The organism is Azospirillum sp. OGB3 (assembly GCF_014192915.1).
Classification (GTDB): domain Bacteria; phylum Pseudomonadota; class Alphaproteobacteria; order Azospirillales; family Azospirillaceae; genus Azospirillum.
Genome location: NZ_JACHYN010000002.1, coordinates 558,349 through 573,723 on the forward strand (window position 1 = coordinate 558,349; position 15,375 = coordinate 573,723).

Sequence of the window (15,375 nt, forward strand, 5' to 3'; positions counted from 1 at the left end):
AGGGAAGGGCCGGAGGGAATGAGACCCGGAAGGGTCAGGCCGGACAAGGTCCGGAACGGTTCACAACCGGTTTAAGCAGGTGCGGATCGACAGCGGGGGGCCGCTGCGATGCGTGCTATGGGTTTTTATAATGGGGTAATGCGGGGGCATCGATCGCATGGCCACGAAAGCTGCGAACAGCGTTGAAGTTTCCGAAGCCCGGGACGAGGCCGGCGACGGCCCGCTCATGGACGGCATGGGTCTTGCCGTCAAGAAGATGATCGCCCGCGGCAAGGAGCGTGGCTACGTCACCTATGACGAGCTGAACGCCGCCCTGCCGCAGGATACGTCGTCTTCCGAGCAGATCGAAGACACGATGGCCATGCTCTCCGAGATGGGCATCAACATCGTCGAATCGGAAGAGCAGGACTCGGAAGGCAACGCCAACGCCGACGGCGAGGGCGAAGGCCGGTCCGCCGGCAATCTGGACGATGACGACATCGGCCGCACCGACGACCCCGTGCGCATGTATCTGCGCGAGATGGGCTCGGTCGAGCTGCTGTCCCGCGAGGGCGAGATCGCCATCGCCAAGCGCATCGAGGCCGGGCGCGAGATGATGATCGGGGCGATCTGCGAATCGCCCCTGACCATCCGTGCCATCCTTGAGTGGCATGACGCCCTCATGGAAGGGAAGATGCTGCTGCGCGACATCATCGACCTGGACGCCACCTATGGCGGCGGCCCGGACGGTGAGGAGATCCCCGAAGGTCTGGCCGAGACGGTGGAAGCCGCCCCGGAGGAGACCGACGAGGAGCGTCCGCCGCGCCCGGAGGGCGAAAGCGAGGAGGAAGGCGACGAGGACGGCGAGAACAGCCTGTCCCTGTCGGCCATGGAAGCCGCGCTGAAGCCGCAGGTCATCGAGACCTTCGAGAAGATCAAGACCACCTACGACAAGCTGCACAAGCTGCACGAGGGCCGCATCGCGGCCATCCAGCGCGGCGAGGACGTGGCCAAGCAGTCGGACAAGAAGTACGACAAGCTCAAGACCGAGATGGTCGAGCTGATGAACACGGTGCGCCTGAACAACCAGCGCATCGAGCAGCTTGTCGAGCAGCTCTACGCCCTGAACCGCAAGCTGACCGGCTTCGAGGGCAAGCTGCTGCGCATGGCGACCGACTGCCGCGTGAAGCGCGAGGACTTCCTGAACCACTATTTCGGGCACGAACTCGACCCGAACTGGCTGGAGCGCATCCGCGGCCTGAACCCCAAGACCTGGGGCAAGTTCTACGACAAGTACGAGGCCGACATCCGCAAGACGCGCGACGGCGTGTCGAGCATCTCGGATGAGGCCAAGCTGCCGATCAGCGAGTTCCGCCGCATCGTCTCCACCGTCCAGAAGGGCGAGAAGGAGGCGAGCCGCGCGAAGAAGGAGATGGTCGAGGCCAACCTGCGCCTCGTGATCTCCATCGCGAAGAAGTACACGAACCGCGGTCTGCAGTTCCTGGACCTGATCCAGGAGGGCAACATCGGCCTGATGAAGGCGGTGGACAAGTTCGAGTACCGGCGCGGCTACAAGTTCTCGACCTACGCGACATGGTGGATCCGTCAGGCGATCACCCGCTCGATCGCCGACCAGGCGCGGACCATTCGCATCCCGGTCCACATGATCGAGACGATCAACAAGCTGGTCCGCACCAGCCGCCAGATGCTGCACGAGATCGGCCGCGAGCCGACCCCGGAGGAACTGGCGGAGCGTCTGATGATGCCGCTGGAGAAGGTCCGCAAGGTCCTGAAGATCGCCAAGGAGCCGATCTCCCTCGAGACGCCGATCGGCGACGAGGAAGATTCGCATCTCGGCGACTTCATCGAGGACAAGAACGCGGTCCTGCCGCTCGACGCCGCCATCCAGGCGAACCTGCGCGAGACGACGACCCGCGTCCTGGCCTCGCTGACCCCGCGCGAGGAGCGTGTCCTGCGCATGCGCTTCGGCATCGGCATGAACACCGACCACACGCTGGAAGAGGTCGGCCAGCAGTTCAACGTGACGCGCGAGCGCATCCGCCAGATCGAGGCGAAGGCGCTGCGCAAGCTGAAGCACCCGTCGCGGTCGCGCAAGCTGCGCAGCTTCCTGGATACCTGAGGGTTCCGGGAAGCGAACGCGCCGCGCGGAATGCGGTCGTATGGAAAGCGGGGGGCCTTCGGGTCCCCCTTTTCATTTTGGCCTTCGGCCTTTATCGAACGGGGTTGCATAAGCCCCCGGTTCTGGGCACATTCGGCATCCCTTGGTGGGGGCCTGTAGTTCAGCGGTTAGAACGCGCCGCTCATAACGGTGTTGTCGTCGGTTCGAATCCGGCCGGGCCCACCAAGCTTTCCAATGGGTTGCCACTGTCCAAGGCTTGCCGATGCGGCAAATGGAAAAGCGACCGTGGCGATGGTGCGGTACGGACGCATCACCCCGTGCAACGCAGTAAGGCTGTCCGGAAAACTGAATTTACCGTAGGTTGCCCCGATCAATGACGGTGCGCGCGGGGGCGTCTCCATGGCGACGGTGCAGGAAGCGCTGGGGCTTGCGGTCGAGTATCATCTCCAGGGCGGACTGACCGAGGCCAGGGAACTTTACGGCCGAATCCTCGCCGTCGAGCCGGACCAGCCTCACGCGCTGCATCTGTTGGGCGTGCTCGACGGACAGCAGGGCCGCCCCGCGGAGGCGGTGGCGCGGATTCGCCGTGCCATTGCCAGCGCCCCGGACATCGCCGACTTCCACGCCAACCTCGGCAAGCTGGTCCTGGCGCTGGGCCGGACGGACGAGGCGGCGTCGCTCCACCGCCGGGCGCTGACGCTGCGCCCCGGCCATCCAGAGGCACTGACCGGCCTGGCGTCCATTCTGGCCGGAGGGGCCCCGACCGACGAGGCCGTGTCGGTCTTGCGGCAGTGTCTGCGCCTGTCCCCCGAGGATGCCGGCCTGTGCTTCTCACTCGCGCGGATGCTACGGGCACGGGGGGAGGAGGCGGGAGCGGCGACGGCCTATCGCCGTCTCATCGCGCTCGATCCGGGTCATGGCGCGGCCTGCAACAATCTCGGCAACCTCCTGCGCGCCGACGGTGCCGTGGAGCAGGCGGTAACCTCCTTCCGCTGCGCCGCGCGGCTCGCGCCCAACTCGGCGATGATGCTGGTCAATCTCGGCGCGGCGCTCGCCGATCTCGGGCGCACCGAGATGGCGATGGCCGTGTTCCGCCGGGCGATCGCCTGCCAGCCCGACAACGGTGACGCCTATTTCGGGCTGAGCAGCGCGTCGTCCGGACCTCGACAGCCCGCCGGCTTGTGCATGTTGAACCGGGGGCTGCGCGTCTGTCCGGATCATCCAGGGCTGCTGTACGCGTTGGGGGTGCTCCACGCCGGTCGGGGGGAAGACGTCCTGGCCGCCGGCTTCCTGGCCCGGGCGGTGGAGGCCGCGCCTGGAGACGCCGGGTCCCGGCTGGCCTTGTGCATCGGGCAGCTCAGCCACGTCTACGCCGACGAGGCGGAACTGGCGTCCAGACGGAACGCCTACGCGCACCATCTTGCCGTACTCGACGGGCTGGTCGGTCCCGGCGCTCCGGTCGAGGTGCAGCGGAGCGCCTCCGATCTTGCAGGCTCGCACCTGCCTTTCCTGCTGGCTTACCAGGGCATGGACAACCGGTCTTTGCAGGAAACCTTCGGCGGCATCATGGCCGGGCTGATGGCGGCGCGCCTGCAAGACCGAATCCCATCCATCCCGGTTTCGCCTCGCGCATCGACCCGACTCCCGTCGGCCCGAGCCCGGTTGCGGGTCGGGATCGTCTCCTCATACTTCCATGACCATTCGGTCTGGCGGGCGATCCTGGCCGGTTGGCTCACCCAACTCGATCCGGATCGCTTCATCCTCCTGGGCTACCACCTCACCGGGGAGGAGGATTCGCGCACCGCTGTGGCGGCATCGCGTTGCGCGGCGTTCCGCCGCGGGCTCGGCACCGTGGAGCGCTGGGCGGAGACCATCGTCGCCGACCGGCCCGACGCGGTGCTGTTCCCCGAAGTCGGTATGGAGGCCACGACCTATCGGCTCGCGGCACTGCGCCTCGCACCGGTGCAGGCCGTCGCTTGGGGGCACCCCGACACGACGGGGCTTCCCACTCTGGACCATTACCTGTCGGGCGAACTTCTGGAGCCGCCCGAAGGAGACGCCTTCTACAGCGAGCGCCTGGTCCGGTTGCCCAACCTGGGTTGTTATGTGGAGCCCACAAGCCAGCCCGTCTCGTCGGTCGCGCGCGGGCGCTTCGGCCTGCCTGACGGGGCGCCGGCCTTCCTGTGCAGCCAAAGCCTGTTCAAGTACCTGCCGCAGCACGACTGTGTGTTTCCCGCCATCGCCGCCGCCGTGCCCGGCAGCCGGTTCCTGTTCTTCCGGCACGGCCAAGCCGCCGTCACCCGCCGCTTGCAGGACCGGCTGGAGCGGGCCTTCGCCCTTCAGGGGATCGACAGCCGTGAGCATTGCATCTTCGCCGATCCGCTCGACCATGACGCGTATCTCGCCACTCTGCGGGTGATGGACGTCTATCTCGACAGCATCGGCTTTTCCGGGTTCAACACCGCCTTGCAGGCGGTGGAGGCGGGACTTCCGGTGGTGACCTTGCGGGGGCGTTTCATGCGTGGACGGCTTGCCGCCGCTCTGCTGGACCGCCTTGGCATGGCCGATGCAGTGTCCGAAAGCCCGGACGGCTTCATCGCGGACGCCATTCGCTTGGGGCTCGATCCCGAGGCGCGATCCATTCGCAGATCCCGCCAGTCTGTCGCGCTTCCCGCCGTCTATCGTGATCGGGCGGCCATCACCGGACTGGAACGGTTCCTGACGGGATAGCCGCGGCGGCGTCCATGGCAGCGTCCATGGCAGCGTCCACGGCGGCGTCCACAGCGGGTTCCATCCGGGGCGACACGAGGTCACGGCGCAGGCAGACGGCGCTGCCGGGGCACAGACCGGCGAACTGCGCGCTGGCGCGAATGTCCGGCGGCACTTCGCCGCGTTCCGCGCGCGTGAAGCCGATGCGTTCGAAGAAGCCGGCGGCGCCGATGGTCAGCAGCCACAGCCGTTCCAGGCCGAGCGCCACGGCCTCGCGGGAGAGCGCGTCCACGACCGCACGGCCATCGCCCTTGCCGCGGCGCTCCGGCGGCATGACGACCGAGCGGAGGAGCCCGTCGCGCCCATAGACCTCCAAGCCGCCGTACCCCAGGAGCCCATCGGGGTCGTCGACGCGCCAGAAGCGCCGCCCTGCGTCGGTGATGTCCTGGCTCGGCAAGTTTTCCATGGCGAGAAGAGTCGCGAGGGCCGGCAACTCCTGCTCCGCCAGCGGCGTGGCCGTCCGCGATCCCATCATGAAGGCTTCCTCCCGCTCGGCATGCCCGCGGCGGTGCGAATGACCGCCGAAAACAGACAATAGCGCCGTCGGATCGTCTGATCCAACCGCGTTCGGCACCGTGTCGAGGGAGTTTGCATGGGAAGAGGAGAGTGGCGCGCCCGAAGAGATTCGAACTCCTGACCCCCAGATTCGTAGTCTGGTGCTCTATCCAGCTGAGCTACGGGCGCTTCTCTCTGCCGCGGCGTCGGCGGGGCCGTCGTCTGCGGTGGCGCGGTTTTTAATCGCGGCGTGGCCGGAAGGCAACCAAAATCGTCCGGCTCGTGAAATTTTTCCGGCAAGGGGATGTCAGCCCTTTGACGGACTACAGAATGGCGGCGGTTGGGCTTACCTTGGCGTGGAGAGCGACCAGCCAGAAGGGCATTTGAGAACAGCTATGGGCATGACGTTTCTGAGCCGCGCCGTTATGGGGCCGGTGGGTTCGCTGATGGCAGCTTTCTTGACGGCGGCAATCGGGACGGCGGCAATCGGGACGGCGCAGGCGGCGGACGACCGGTCCGGCGCCGCGGTCCTGGTGTCCGCGGCCATCGGCAACGAGGTCGTCCAAATGGTCGAACTCGGGCCGAAGGTCATCCAGGTGACCGTCAACGACCGCGTCGTCTACGAGGACCGCGAGGGGCGCACCCTGTCCTTCGTCAACGCCTACAACATGGAAGGGCGCTGGCTGGTGCTGCTGCAGGAGAGTGTGGACGGCAAGTGCGCCGCGCGCTTCCGCGTGCTCGACCTCGGTGGGGCCAAGCCTTCCGTCTCGCTGCCCTTCGGGACCTGCAGCGACGCGCCGAAGGTGGAGCAGGCGGACCGGACGCTGACCGTTTCGCTGCCGGCGTCCGATGGAAAGAGCACGGCGGCCTGGAACTACCGGGACGGAATGCTCGTTCGCATGCGCTGAACGGAAAGGGAGCCGCGAGGACCGTGGGACATCTGAACCTCTGGCACGTCAACAAGGCGATCTCGCTTCTCGGCAGCACGTCCTTCGTGCTGCCGGTGGCTGGCATCCTGATCGTGATGCTGTGGCGCCGCCATTCGGCGGTCTCGGCGGCGCGCTGGCTGGCCGTGCTGGCCATGCTGATGGGCTCGGTGGCGCTTCTGAAGATCCTGGGCCACGCCTGCGGCATCCGCCTGTTCGACGACCGGCTGACCAGCCCCAGCGGCCACGCCGCGCTCGCCGCCGCCGTTTACGGAGCCGTCGGGGTGATGGCGGCGCGCTCGCTGGACGGCTGGCGGCGCGGCGTGGTGGTCCTCGGCGCTCTTGGGCTGGTGGTGGGCGTGGCAGCCTCGCGCATCCTGCTGCGCTACCATTCGGTGACGGAGGTGGTGGTCGGCCTCGTCCTCGGCGGGTTGGCGGTGGCGGCCTTCGCGCAGAGCTTCAACCGGATGACCCCGTCGCGCCTGAACCTCAGCCCGCTGGTCCTGGCCCTGGTCGTTCTGTTCGGCGTCGCCACCTACGCGCTCGGCGACCGCACCAACGCCGAACCGATGCTGAAGCATTTCGCCTATCTGCTCCGTGAGGAATCTCCGGTCTGCGGCCCGATGCCGCCGCTGAACAGTTTCCTCGAACGGCTGTAGCGGGTGTTTTTCTTGACGGATGCAGCGGTTGTGCAGGGTTGGTCTTTCCTGGACTTGGCAACCGGAATGTTTGCCTTGCGGTGTCGGTTGAGGGTTGAGAGCGGGCTTGCGACGGGGCATGGTGTGGGCTTATACCGACGCCCCCGTTCCTGACCCGTTCTGCTTTCTCGGTATCCCTTCCGGCCCATGTCGCTGTTCGGTTCCCTTCCACGCGCCGCCGCCACCGCCAGCGCGACGGTCTCCTTTTCGCAGGAGGATCTGGCGCGCGTCTTCGATGCGAAGACGCTGCAGCGCGGGCGCACGCTCATCCTGACCGGGGCGGTGATGCTGCTGGAGGCGGAGGCGCGGATCGCCGCCACGGTGACCGACCTTGGCCGGACCCTGTCGGTGACGGTCGTCCCGGTGCGCGGGCGCAGCCGGGTGGTCTTCGACAAGAGCTGCACCTGCGGGCGCAATGCCTGCGCGCACATGGCCGCGGCGGCGCTGATGACGCTCGACGCCCGTCCGGAAGGGCGGCAGATGTCCCTGTTCGACGCGCCCCCGGCGGCCCATCCGGAGGGGGAGCCGCCGGCGCTCCAGCCGGTTCCCGAGCCGACCCCCGTGCAGCCGCCGGTTCCGGCCCCGGCGACGCCACCTCCGCCCGATCCGGTGCTCAGCGTCCGCTGGACCCTGGAGCCGGGCAAGGACGACGCGGCCATGTTCGTCTCCGCCGTCATCGCGGTGGAGGGGGCGGGGGAGGGCGACGACGTGTCCACCCCGGCCAGCCCGCGCGACGTGCTGGCCCGGGCGCCGCGCAGCCTGGACGGCGACGTGGATCGCGCCATCGCCCGTCTGCTCGGCGGCGGCGGGGTGGTGCGCACGCCGGTCGCCAAGAGCCGTGGCGACGTGGTGGACCGCATCCTGCGCCGGCTGCTCGGCTGCGGGCGGCTGCGCTGGCGCGGTGGCACGACGCTGGCGGAGGGGGCGGGGATGACCATCCGCGCCTTTCGCGACCCGGCGACGCGCAAGCTGCGCCCGACCGGTCTGCCGCCCGGCGCCGCGTTGATCAAGGGGCTGGGCTACTGGTGCGTCGATCCGAAGGCCGGCACCGTCTGTCCGGTCGAGTTGCAGGTCGTGGAGGTGCCGAAGCCCAAGGCCGCGGTCGTCCCGCCCGCTGCGAAGACCGTCCCCGCCAAGGCGGCGCTCCTGAAGGCGTCCGCCCGACCAGCAGCGGCCCGGCCCATGGCGGAGCGCCCGGACTTCCCGGCGGCCTCCGCCTTCGCCGCGGGCATGCCCGGCGGCGTGCGCATGGGCTCCGATCCCGCCGCGACCATCGTCGAGCGCGACCCCCGCGTCGTTGCCCGGCTGGGCCGGGTGGTGTCGCCGGACGGCGGTCTGGTGGACGTGCTGCGGCTGGCCTTCGACTACGGCGAGGATGATTCGCCCTCGGAGATCGAGCCCGACGACCAGCGCCAGTTCGCCCGCGTCGAGGAGCCCGCCGGCGCGGTCTTCGTCCGTCGCGACAAGGCGCTGGAGCAGGGTGCGCTGGACCGTCTCGCCGCCTTCGGCTTCGCCCAGGCGCGCATCGAGCCGCCCAAGGGCCAGTTGAACGCCCGCGGCACCCGCGTGCACTGGCTGACCGGCAAGGACGCCGACGAGCGCTGGTCGGCCTTTCTGAAGACCGAGGTGCCGGTCCTGCGCAAGGACGGCTGGACCGTCGAGATCGGCGCCGACTTTGGCACCCGCGTCGTCGAGGCGAACGAGGAGGTCGCGGTCGCCGTGCGCGATTCCGGCGACGGCTGGTTCGACCTCGACGTCGGCGTGGAGATCGACGGGGAGCGCCGTGCCCTGCTGCCCATCCTGGCGACGCTGATCGAGCGCGGCGGCATGGAGGCGACCCGCGTGATCGACGGGCGCGCCCATCTGGTGCTGGACGACGGCAACGTGCTGGCCCTGCCGGCGGAGCGGGTCGAACGGCTGCTCAGCGTCCTGGAGTCCATGCTCGACAGCGGGCGGCGGCTCGACGACACGCTGAAGGTGCCGCTGACCGAGGCCGACGGGCTGCTGGACATCGACGACCTGATCGCGCGGCGCACCGAGGACACCGGCCAGATCGACCGCTACCTGCGCACCATCCAGGAGCAGGAGCTGCCGGCCGAGATGGACCCGCCGCCGGGCTTCCAGGGCACGCTGCGCGACTACCAGCGCGTCGGTCTGGCCTGGATGCAGGGGCTGCGGGCCAACCGGGTGGCCGGCATCCTGGCCGACGACATGGGCCTGGGCAAGACGGCCCAGACGCTCGCCCACATCGCCATGGAGGAGAAGGAGGGCCGGCTGACCGATCCCTGCCTCGTCGTCGTGCCCACCAGCCTCGTCCCCAACTGGGTGGCCGAGGCGCAGCGCTTCACGCCTCACCTGCGGGTGGTGGTGCTGCACGGTCTGGACCGGCACGAGAAGCTGGGCGACCTCGACCGTGCCCACATCGTGGTGACCACCTACGGCGTGGTCGGCCGCGACGTCGAGGTGTTGAAGCGCCGGGACTGGCACCTGCTGATCCTCGACGAGGCGCAGGCCATCAAGAATCCGGACAGCAAGGCGACCCGCGCCGTCTGCGCGCTGAACGCCCGCAATCGGCTCTGCCTGTCCGGCACGCCGGTGGAGAACAATCTCGGCGAGCTGTGGAGCCAGTTCGCCTTCCTGATGCCCGGCCTGCTCGGCGACCGCAAGGAGTTCGGACGCCGCTACCGCACCCCCATCGAGAAGCGCGCCGACGGCACCCGCGCCAAGCAGCTGATGCGCCGCATCCGCCCCTTCCTGCTGCGCCGCACCAAGGAGGCGGTGGCCAAGGAACTGCCGCCGAAGACCGAGGTGGTGGTGCGGATCGACCTGGAGCCGGCGCAGCGCGACCTCTACGAGACCATCCGCCTGTCGGTGAACGAGACGGTGCGGGCGGCTCTGGCGGTCAGCGGCGTGTCGCGCAACGCCATCACCATCATCGACGCGCTTCTGAAGCTGCGTCAGGTCTGCTGCGACCCGCGCTTGGTGAAAATCCCCGCCGCCGGCAAGGTGAAGGAGACCGCGAAGCTCGACGCGCTGACCGACATGGTGCTGGAAATGGTGCCGGAAGGCCGGCGCATCCTGATCTTCTCGCAGTTCACATCCATGCTCGACCTCATCAAGTTGCGGCTGGAGGAGGCGAAGATCGGCTATGTCGAGCTGACCGGGCGCACGCTGGACCGCGCCGAGCCGGTCAACCGCTTCCAGAACCGCGAGGTGCCGGTCTTCCTCATCAGCCTGAAGGCGGGCGGACGAGGCCTGAACCTGACGGCGGCGGACACGGTGATCCATTACGATCCCTGGTGGAACCCGGCGGCCGAGGATCAGGCGACCGACCGCGCCTACCGAATCGGGCAGGACAAACCGGTCTTCGTCTACAAGCTGATCGCCGCCGACACGGTGGAGGAGCGCATCCTCGACTTGCAACGGCGCAAAGGAAACCTGTCCGACGCAACCATCGAGGGCAGCGGTCTCATCAGTGCACTTGAAGGCGGGGACATCGACTATCTGCTGGGTAGGGCGGCGGACTGACCGCACCCTCGGGATTACCGCCCTTCCCGGTCTGGCCTTTGCGGCGCCATGGCATAGATCCTTGACGACGAAAGCATTGCGTTCGTTTCCCTTGCAACGGGGAGGGCCATGGCATCGACGAAGCGGGACACCGCACCCGATCCGGAACGGCTCATCGGCGCGTGGCGCGACGCCGCCGCGGACGCCCGCCGTTGGCGTGACGATCCGGACCGCGTGGCCGCCCTGAAGGCGGCGCGCACCCGGCTGCACCAGCCGCCACCACCACCGCCGCGCCCGCCCCAGCGGGTGCTGGCCGACGAGCTGCACGCCGCCCGCGCCGCCTGGGAGGGCGGGCAGGGGTTGGACGGCTCCGCCCGCGCCCTGGCCTACGCCAACCTGAAGCGCTGGGAGCCCGGCCTGTTCGGCTACAGCGAGACGCAGCGCTCCACCGCCGGCAAGATCGCCGCATCGGAAGCGGCGGAATCGCGGCGCGACGAGCAGGAGCGGGCGGAGGCCCAGGCCCTGCTCCGCGCCTTCCGCCGCGTCCAGGAGCGCGCCCGCAACACCGCCCGCGCCGTGCAGGCCGATCCCCGCGCCCGCGCCATGGCGGCGGACGAGGGGCTGATGCTTCCGGAGGGCGGCCGGTCCGGCGGTGTGACGGCCCCGTGAAGCGCCGTCTCAAGGCCAACGACGATCAGGCGTCCTTCGCGCTCTCGCCCATGGCCTTGCCCGATGAGAAGCTGTTGGAGATCCACCGCCGGCTCTGCCTGATCTTCGGCTGTCCGATCGCCTATTTCCGCGCGCTCGACCCGCTGAGCGAGCTGGTGTCCTCGCTGCTGTCGCACCGCACGCGCAACGCGGCGTCCGGCGCGGCCTTCCGCGCCTTGCGGGCGCGCTGGGGTGAAGATTGGGCGGCGGTGCGCGACGCCGATCCGGCGGAGGTCGAGTCGGTCATCGCCGGGGTGACCTGGCCGGAGCAGAAGGCGCCGCGCATCCAGGCGATCCTTCGCCGGATCACCGAACTGCGCGGCGAGCTTTCCCTGGATTTCCTGGCGGAGATGACGGTGCCGGAGGCGCGGGCTTGGTTGCAGGCGCTTCCCGGCGTCGGCCCGAAGACCAGCGCTGCGGTGATGAGCTTCAGCAGCCTGCGCCGTCCCGCCTTGCCGGTGGACAGCCACCACCACCGCGTTGCCGTGCGCACCGGCCTGATCCCGCCCAGCGTGGCCGTCGGCCCGTCGCACACCGTCCTGGAGGCGCGGCTTCCCCAGGAGTGGACGGCTCAGCAGATCTACGACCATCACGAGGTGATGATGCTGCACGGGCAGCGGGTCTGCTTCTACCGCAACCCGGCCTGTGAGCGGTGCGTGCTGCTGGAGCTGTGTCCGGAGGGGCAGGGGCGGATGGCGGGAGTGCCACCGCCCCAAGTCCGCCAGGAATAACAAGTCAGCCGGGAATAAGGTGTCAGGGGGCCTCGCCCGCCTTCCCCTTGTAGTTTTCGGCCTGACGGCGGTCGCCTTCCAATTCGCGCGCCATCTCCTGGCCGATCTTCGGGTCGATGGATTTGGCTTCGTCCGCCAGCCCCTTGGCCTTGCGCGTGTCGCCCTGGGCCGCCGTTTCTATGGCCTCTTCGGCGAGATCGTGGGCTTTGCGGTGTTCAGGGCTCTGTTCATGCTTGCCGGCCATATTTGTCTCCTTGCCGAATGATCATCAATTGATGAGGGAGGGCGGGCGGCGCATGCCCGGCAGGGGGGAGGGGTTGCTGCGCTGCGGCCGTTCGCCACCGGAGGCGGCCTGCTCGGCGGCGTCGAGCATGGCTTCGGCCTGCTTCTGCACGGCGGCGGCGCGGGCCTGGTCCATGGGGTCGGTGCTTTCCTTGCGGACATAGCCGGCGGCCTGCTCGGCAAGGTCGAGGGTTTCGACCACCTCGTCCATCGTTTCCTCCAGCGCGGTCACATCGACCTTTTTGCCGGTCATTTCGTCGTCTCCGGTCGTTGCGGTTGGTGATGCCAACAGGGGCGGAGCGTTCGCCGTTCCCGATTTGGTAATCCCGGCGGTGGGCGAAAAAAATCGACGCGGGCGCGGGAATAGTTTTTTGCAGCGCACGTTCGTCTGTGTGTCCGGTGGCGCCCGCCACCCATCCTACCCAGGCTTGCGAAATCCCCACATGAGCAACCCGAAGCGTTCGATCCGGTCTGCGGCCTTGGCCGCGGCGATGCTCGCCGTGACCGCCGGCCACGCGTCCTTCTGGTCCTGGCGCAACGCGCCCACTCCTGTGGACGCCGTGCCGGGTCGCATCGAATCCGTCTCCTACTCCCCGTCGGGCCGCAGCTACGACCCGAACCACCAGCCGGTGGTCGATGCGGTGGAACTGGACCGCGACATGACCGCCATCGCCGGCTTCGCCGACGGTGTGCGCACCTATTCCACGCTGGGCTCCCAGGGCGACGTGCCGGCCATCGCCGCCAAGCATGGCCTGGACGTCACGCTGGGCGTCTGGCTGAGCGACGACAAGGCCCGCAACGAGCGCGAGGTCGCCCGCGCCATCGTGCTGTCGCGCACCGTGCGCGGCATCGAGCGCGTCGTGGTCGGCAACGAGACGCTGCTGCGCGCCGAGCTGACCGACGCGGAGCTAGCCTCCTACATCCGCCGCGTCCGCGCCGGCGTGCCGAAGCACATCAAGGTCGGCACCGCCGACGTGTGGTCGGAAATCGTCAAGGCCAAGGAGACCATCGCGGCGTCCGACTACATGGGCGTCCACGTCCTGCCCTACTGGGAAGGCGTGCCGGTGGACAAGGCGCTGACCTGGATCCGCGACCGGCTGGACACCGTGCGCAAGGCGCATCCGGGCAAGCCGCTGTTCGTGGGCGAGGTGGGCTGGCCGTCGGGCGGCGAGAACTTCCACGACGCCTACCCGACGCCGCAGGCCCAGGCCTTCGTCGTCCGCAACTTCGCCGCCGAGGCAGGGATGCTCGGCATCGACTACAACGTGGTCGAGGCGTTCGACGGCGTGTGGAAGTCGAGCATCGAAGGCTCGCCGGGCCCGACCTGGGGCGTGCTCGACGCCGACCGCGCGCCGAAGTGGCCGCTGGCCGGCGACGTCCCGGCCCCCTGGGGCGACCGTGCGGGCGCCGCCGTGGCGCTGGCCCTCGGCCTCGCCCTGTCGGCCTTCGCAGCCTTCCGCCGCCGCACCAACATGACCTACGCGCTGGCCGCGTCGGTGGGCGCCAACATCGTCGGCTTCGGCGTCGGCTCGGCCGTCGCCGGCGCCTACGCCGAATACTTCACCTTCGGTGCCGCGACCACCTGGGGTTCCGCCTTCCTGCTGGGCGCGCTGATGATGTCGGTGGCCTTCGCCGACCTGACCGAGGTGGCCCGCCGCCTGTTCACCGGCCGCGCCCCGGCCCTGCTGCCGCGGGTCCCCGCGGTGCCGGAGCACAAGCCGATGGTCTCCGTGCACATCGCCGCTTGCCGCGAGCAGCCGGACGTGCTGGCCGCCACGCTGACCTCGCTGGCCCGCGTCGACTACCCGGACTACGAGGTCGTCGTCCTCATCAACAACACCGAGGACGAGGCGCTGGTCCGTCCGGTCGAGGAGCTGTGCGCCGAACTGGGTCCGAAGTTCAAGTTCCACTGGTACAAGCAGATCAGCGGCTTCAAGGCCGGCGCGCTGAACGCCGCGCTGCGCCACACCGACCCGCGCGCCGAAATCGTCGCCGTGCTCGACGCCGACTACACGGTGGAGCCGGACTGGCTGAACAAGCTGGCCCCGACCTTCGCCGACCCGCGCATCGGCATCGTCCAGGCCCCGCAGGAGCACCGCGACGGCCATGAGACGCCGCTGAAGGCCGCCATGACCGCCGAGTACCGCCCCTTCTTCGACGTCGGCATGCAGGAGGGTCTGACCTCCCAGGCCTTCGTCTGCCACGGGACGATGATCATGCTGCGCCGCTCCGCCATGGAAGAGGTCGGCGGCTGGTCGGAAGAGGGAATCTGCGAGGACACGGAGCTGGGCATCCGCATCCTGTCGGCCGGCTACCGCGCCGCCTACACCGACGAGCGTCTGGGCCAGGGCCTCGCCCCCGACAACTTCATGCAGTTCCGCAAGCAGCGCGACCGCTGGGTCTTCGGTTCCACGCAGATCCTGCGCGCCCACTGGCGGAAGTTCCTGCCCGGCGCTACGGAGCTGACGGTCGGCCAGAAGATCGGCTACCTGACCAACTGGGCGCGCTGGTGGTCGGACGCGGTGGGCGTGCTGGCCGCCGGTGCGGCGGTCACCTGGACCTTCGCCTCGCTGGTCCTGCCGCTGCACCTGCCGCCGGTCCAGGCCACCGCCGCGGTGCTGGGCGCCCTGGTCCTGCGCGCCGGGTCGAGCCTGCTGGCCTCGCGCTACGCCTCCGGCAACTCGTGGAAGGAGAGCTTCGGGGCCTGCGCCGTGGGCATGGCGCTGTCCACCACGGTGGCGCTCGCCGCCCTGCGCGGTGTGGTCCGCAAACGCGATGCCTTCCGCGTCACCGCCAAGGGCGGCAAGCGGACCCAGGGCGCCTTCTGCGCCAAGCCGGAAGCCTGGCTGTCGGGTGCGCTGCTGGTCTCCGCGGTGACCGCGTGGTTCGCCAACCCGCTGGGCACCCTGTCGCTGGAGCTGTGGGCGATCCTGCTGACCGCGATGGCCGTTCCGAACCTGATGGCCGTGGGCCTCGCGATCGGCGACATGCTGCCTGCCGGCACCCCGCGCCCGGCGCCGCTGCCCGCCCCGCAGGGCGTGGTCCAGCCCGCCGCCACCCCGGCCAAGGCCGCCAACGAGCCGGTCGCCGCGTAACGGCGCAACTCTGAACGGAGAAGGCCCCCTTGCCGCCGGCAAGGG

General features: G+C 69.2%; 11 protein-coding genes and 2 tRNA genes. 9 read left to right on the forward strand and 4 right to left on the reverse strand.

The window, feature by feature from the left end; all coding sequences use genetic code 11:
• Positions 1-157 precede the first annotated feature (157 nt).
• The 3 genes from rpoD (at position 158) to FHW79_RS06535 (ending at position 4,849) form a co-directional block, all read left to right on the forward strand.
• Positions 158-2,119, forward strand: coding sequence for an RNA polymerase sigma factor RpoD (rpoD, locus tag FHW79_RS06525; protein WP_183178131.1), 1,962 nt, complete (start codon positions 158-160; stop codon positions 2,117-2,119).
• Positions 2,120-2,268: 149 nt separating this feature from the next.
• Positions 2,269-2,344, forward strand: a tRNA-Ile gene (locus FHW79_RS06530).
• 174 nt (positions 2,345-2,518) lie between these two features.
• A complete protein-coding gene (locus tag FHW79_RS06535; protein WP_183178132.1) occupies positions 2,519-4,849 on the forward strand; it encodes a tetratricopeptide repeat protein in 2,331 nt (776 codons plus the stop codon).
• On the opposite strand, the gene arsN2 is transcribed toward FHW79_RS06535, so the two are convergent.
• Together arsN2 and FHW79_RS06545 are read right to left on the reverse strand one after the other, a co-directional pair.
• Positions 4,818-5,363 carry an arsenic resistance N-acetyltransferase ArsN2 gene (gene arsN2, locus FHW79_RS06540; protein WP_211108128.1) on the reverse strand — a complete coding sequence of 182 codons (546 nt, stop codon included), beginning with the start codon at positions 5,361-5,363 and terminating at the stop codon, positions 4,818-4,820. The genes FHW79_RS06535 and arsN2 overlap by 32 nt on opposite strands.
• 132 nt (positions 5,364-5,495) lie before the next feature.
• Positions 5,496-5,572: transfer RNA gene (locus FHW79_RS06545), tRNA-Arg, on the reverse strand.
• Between the two features lie 257 nt (positions 5,573-5,829).
• Here FHW79_RS06545 and FHW79_RS06550 point away from each other — a divergent pair.
• From FHW79_RS06550 to FHW79_RS06570, 5 genes are all read left to right on the forward strand, one after another.
• On the forward strand, positions 5,830-6,291 hold the full coding sequence (locus FHW79_RS06550; RefSeq protein ID WP_183178133.1) for a hypothetical protein: 462 nt from the start codon (positions 5,830-5,832) through the stop codon (positions 6,289-6,291).
• A gap of 23 nt (positions 6,292-6,314) precedes the next feature.
• Entirely contained in the window at positions 6,315-6,968 is a 654-nt protein-coding gene (locus tag FHW79_RS06555) for a phosphatase PAP2 family protein (protein WP_051140303.1), read from the forward strand.
• A 186-nt stretch (positions 6,969-7,154) separates the two neighbouring features.
• Complete coding sequence (locus tag FHW79_RS06560; protein ID WP_183178134.1) at positions 7,155-10,535, forward strand: DEAD/DEAH box helicase; 3,381 nt, start codon at positions 7,155-7,157, stop codon at positions 10,533-10,535.
• Positions 10,536-10,643: 108 nt separating this feature from the next.
• Entirely contained in the window at positions 10,644-11,183 is a 540-nt protein-coding gene (locus FHW79_RS06565; protein WP_183178135.1) for a hypothetical protein, read from the forward strand.
• On the forward strand, positions 11,180-11,953 hold the full coding sequence (locus tag FHW79_RS06570) for a Fe-S cluster assembly protein HesB (protein WP_348984064.1): 774 nt from the start codon (positions 11,180-11,182) through the stop codon (positions 11,951-11,953). The genes FHW79_RS06565 and FHW79_RS06570 overlap by 4 nt, the downstream gene beginning before the upstream one ends.
• 22 nt (positions 11,954-11,975) lie before the next feature.
• Here FHW79_RS06570 and FHW79_RS06575 read toward each other — a convergent pair whose 3' ends face one another.
• Both FHW79_RS06575 and FHW79_RS06580 read right to left on the reverse strand, forming a co-directional pair.
• On the reverse strand, positions 11,976-12,197 hold the full coding sequence (locus FHW79_RS06575) for a hypothetical protein (RefSeq protein WP_183178137.1): 222 nt from the start codon (positions 12,195-12,197) through the stop codon (positions 11,976-11,978).
• A 24-nt stretch (positions 12,198-12,221) separates the two neighbouring features.
• Positions 12,222-12,488 (reverse strand): hypothetical protein, encoded by a 267-nt coding sequence (locus tag FHW79_RS06580; protein WP_183178138.1) that lies wholly within the window; start codon positions 12,486-12,488, stop codon positions 12,222-12,224.
• A gap of 190 nt (positions 12,489-12,678) precedes the next feature.
• On the opposite strand from FHW79_RS06580, the gene FHW79_RS06585 reads away from it, so the two are divergent.
• Positions 12,679-15,330 (forward strand): glycosyltransferase, encoded by a 2,652-nt coding sequence (locus FHW79_RS06585; protein WP_183178139.1) that lies wholly within the window; start codon positions 12,679-12,681, stop codon positions 15,328-15,330.
• Positions 15,331-15,375 lie beyond the last annotated feature (45 nt).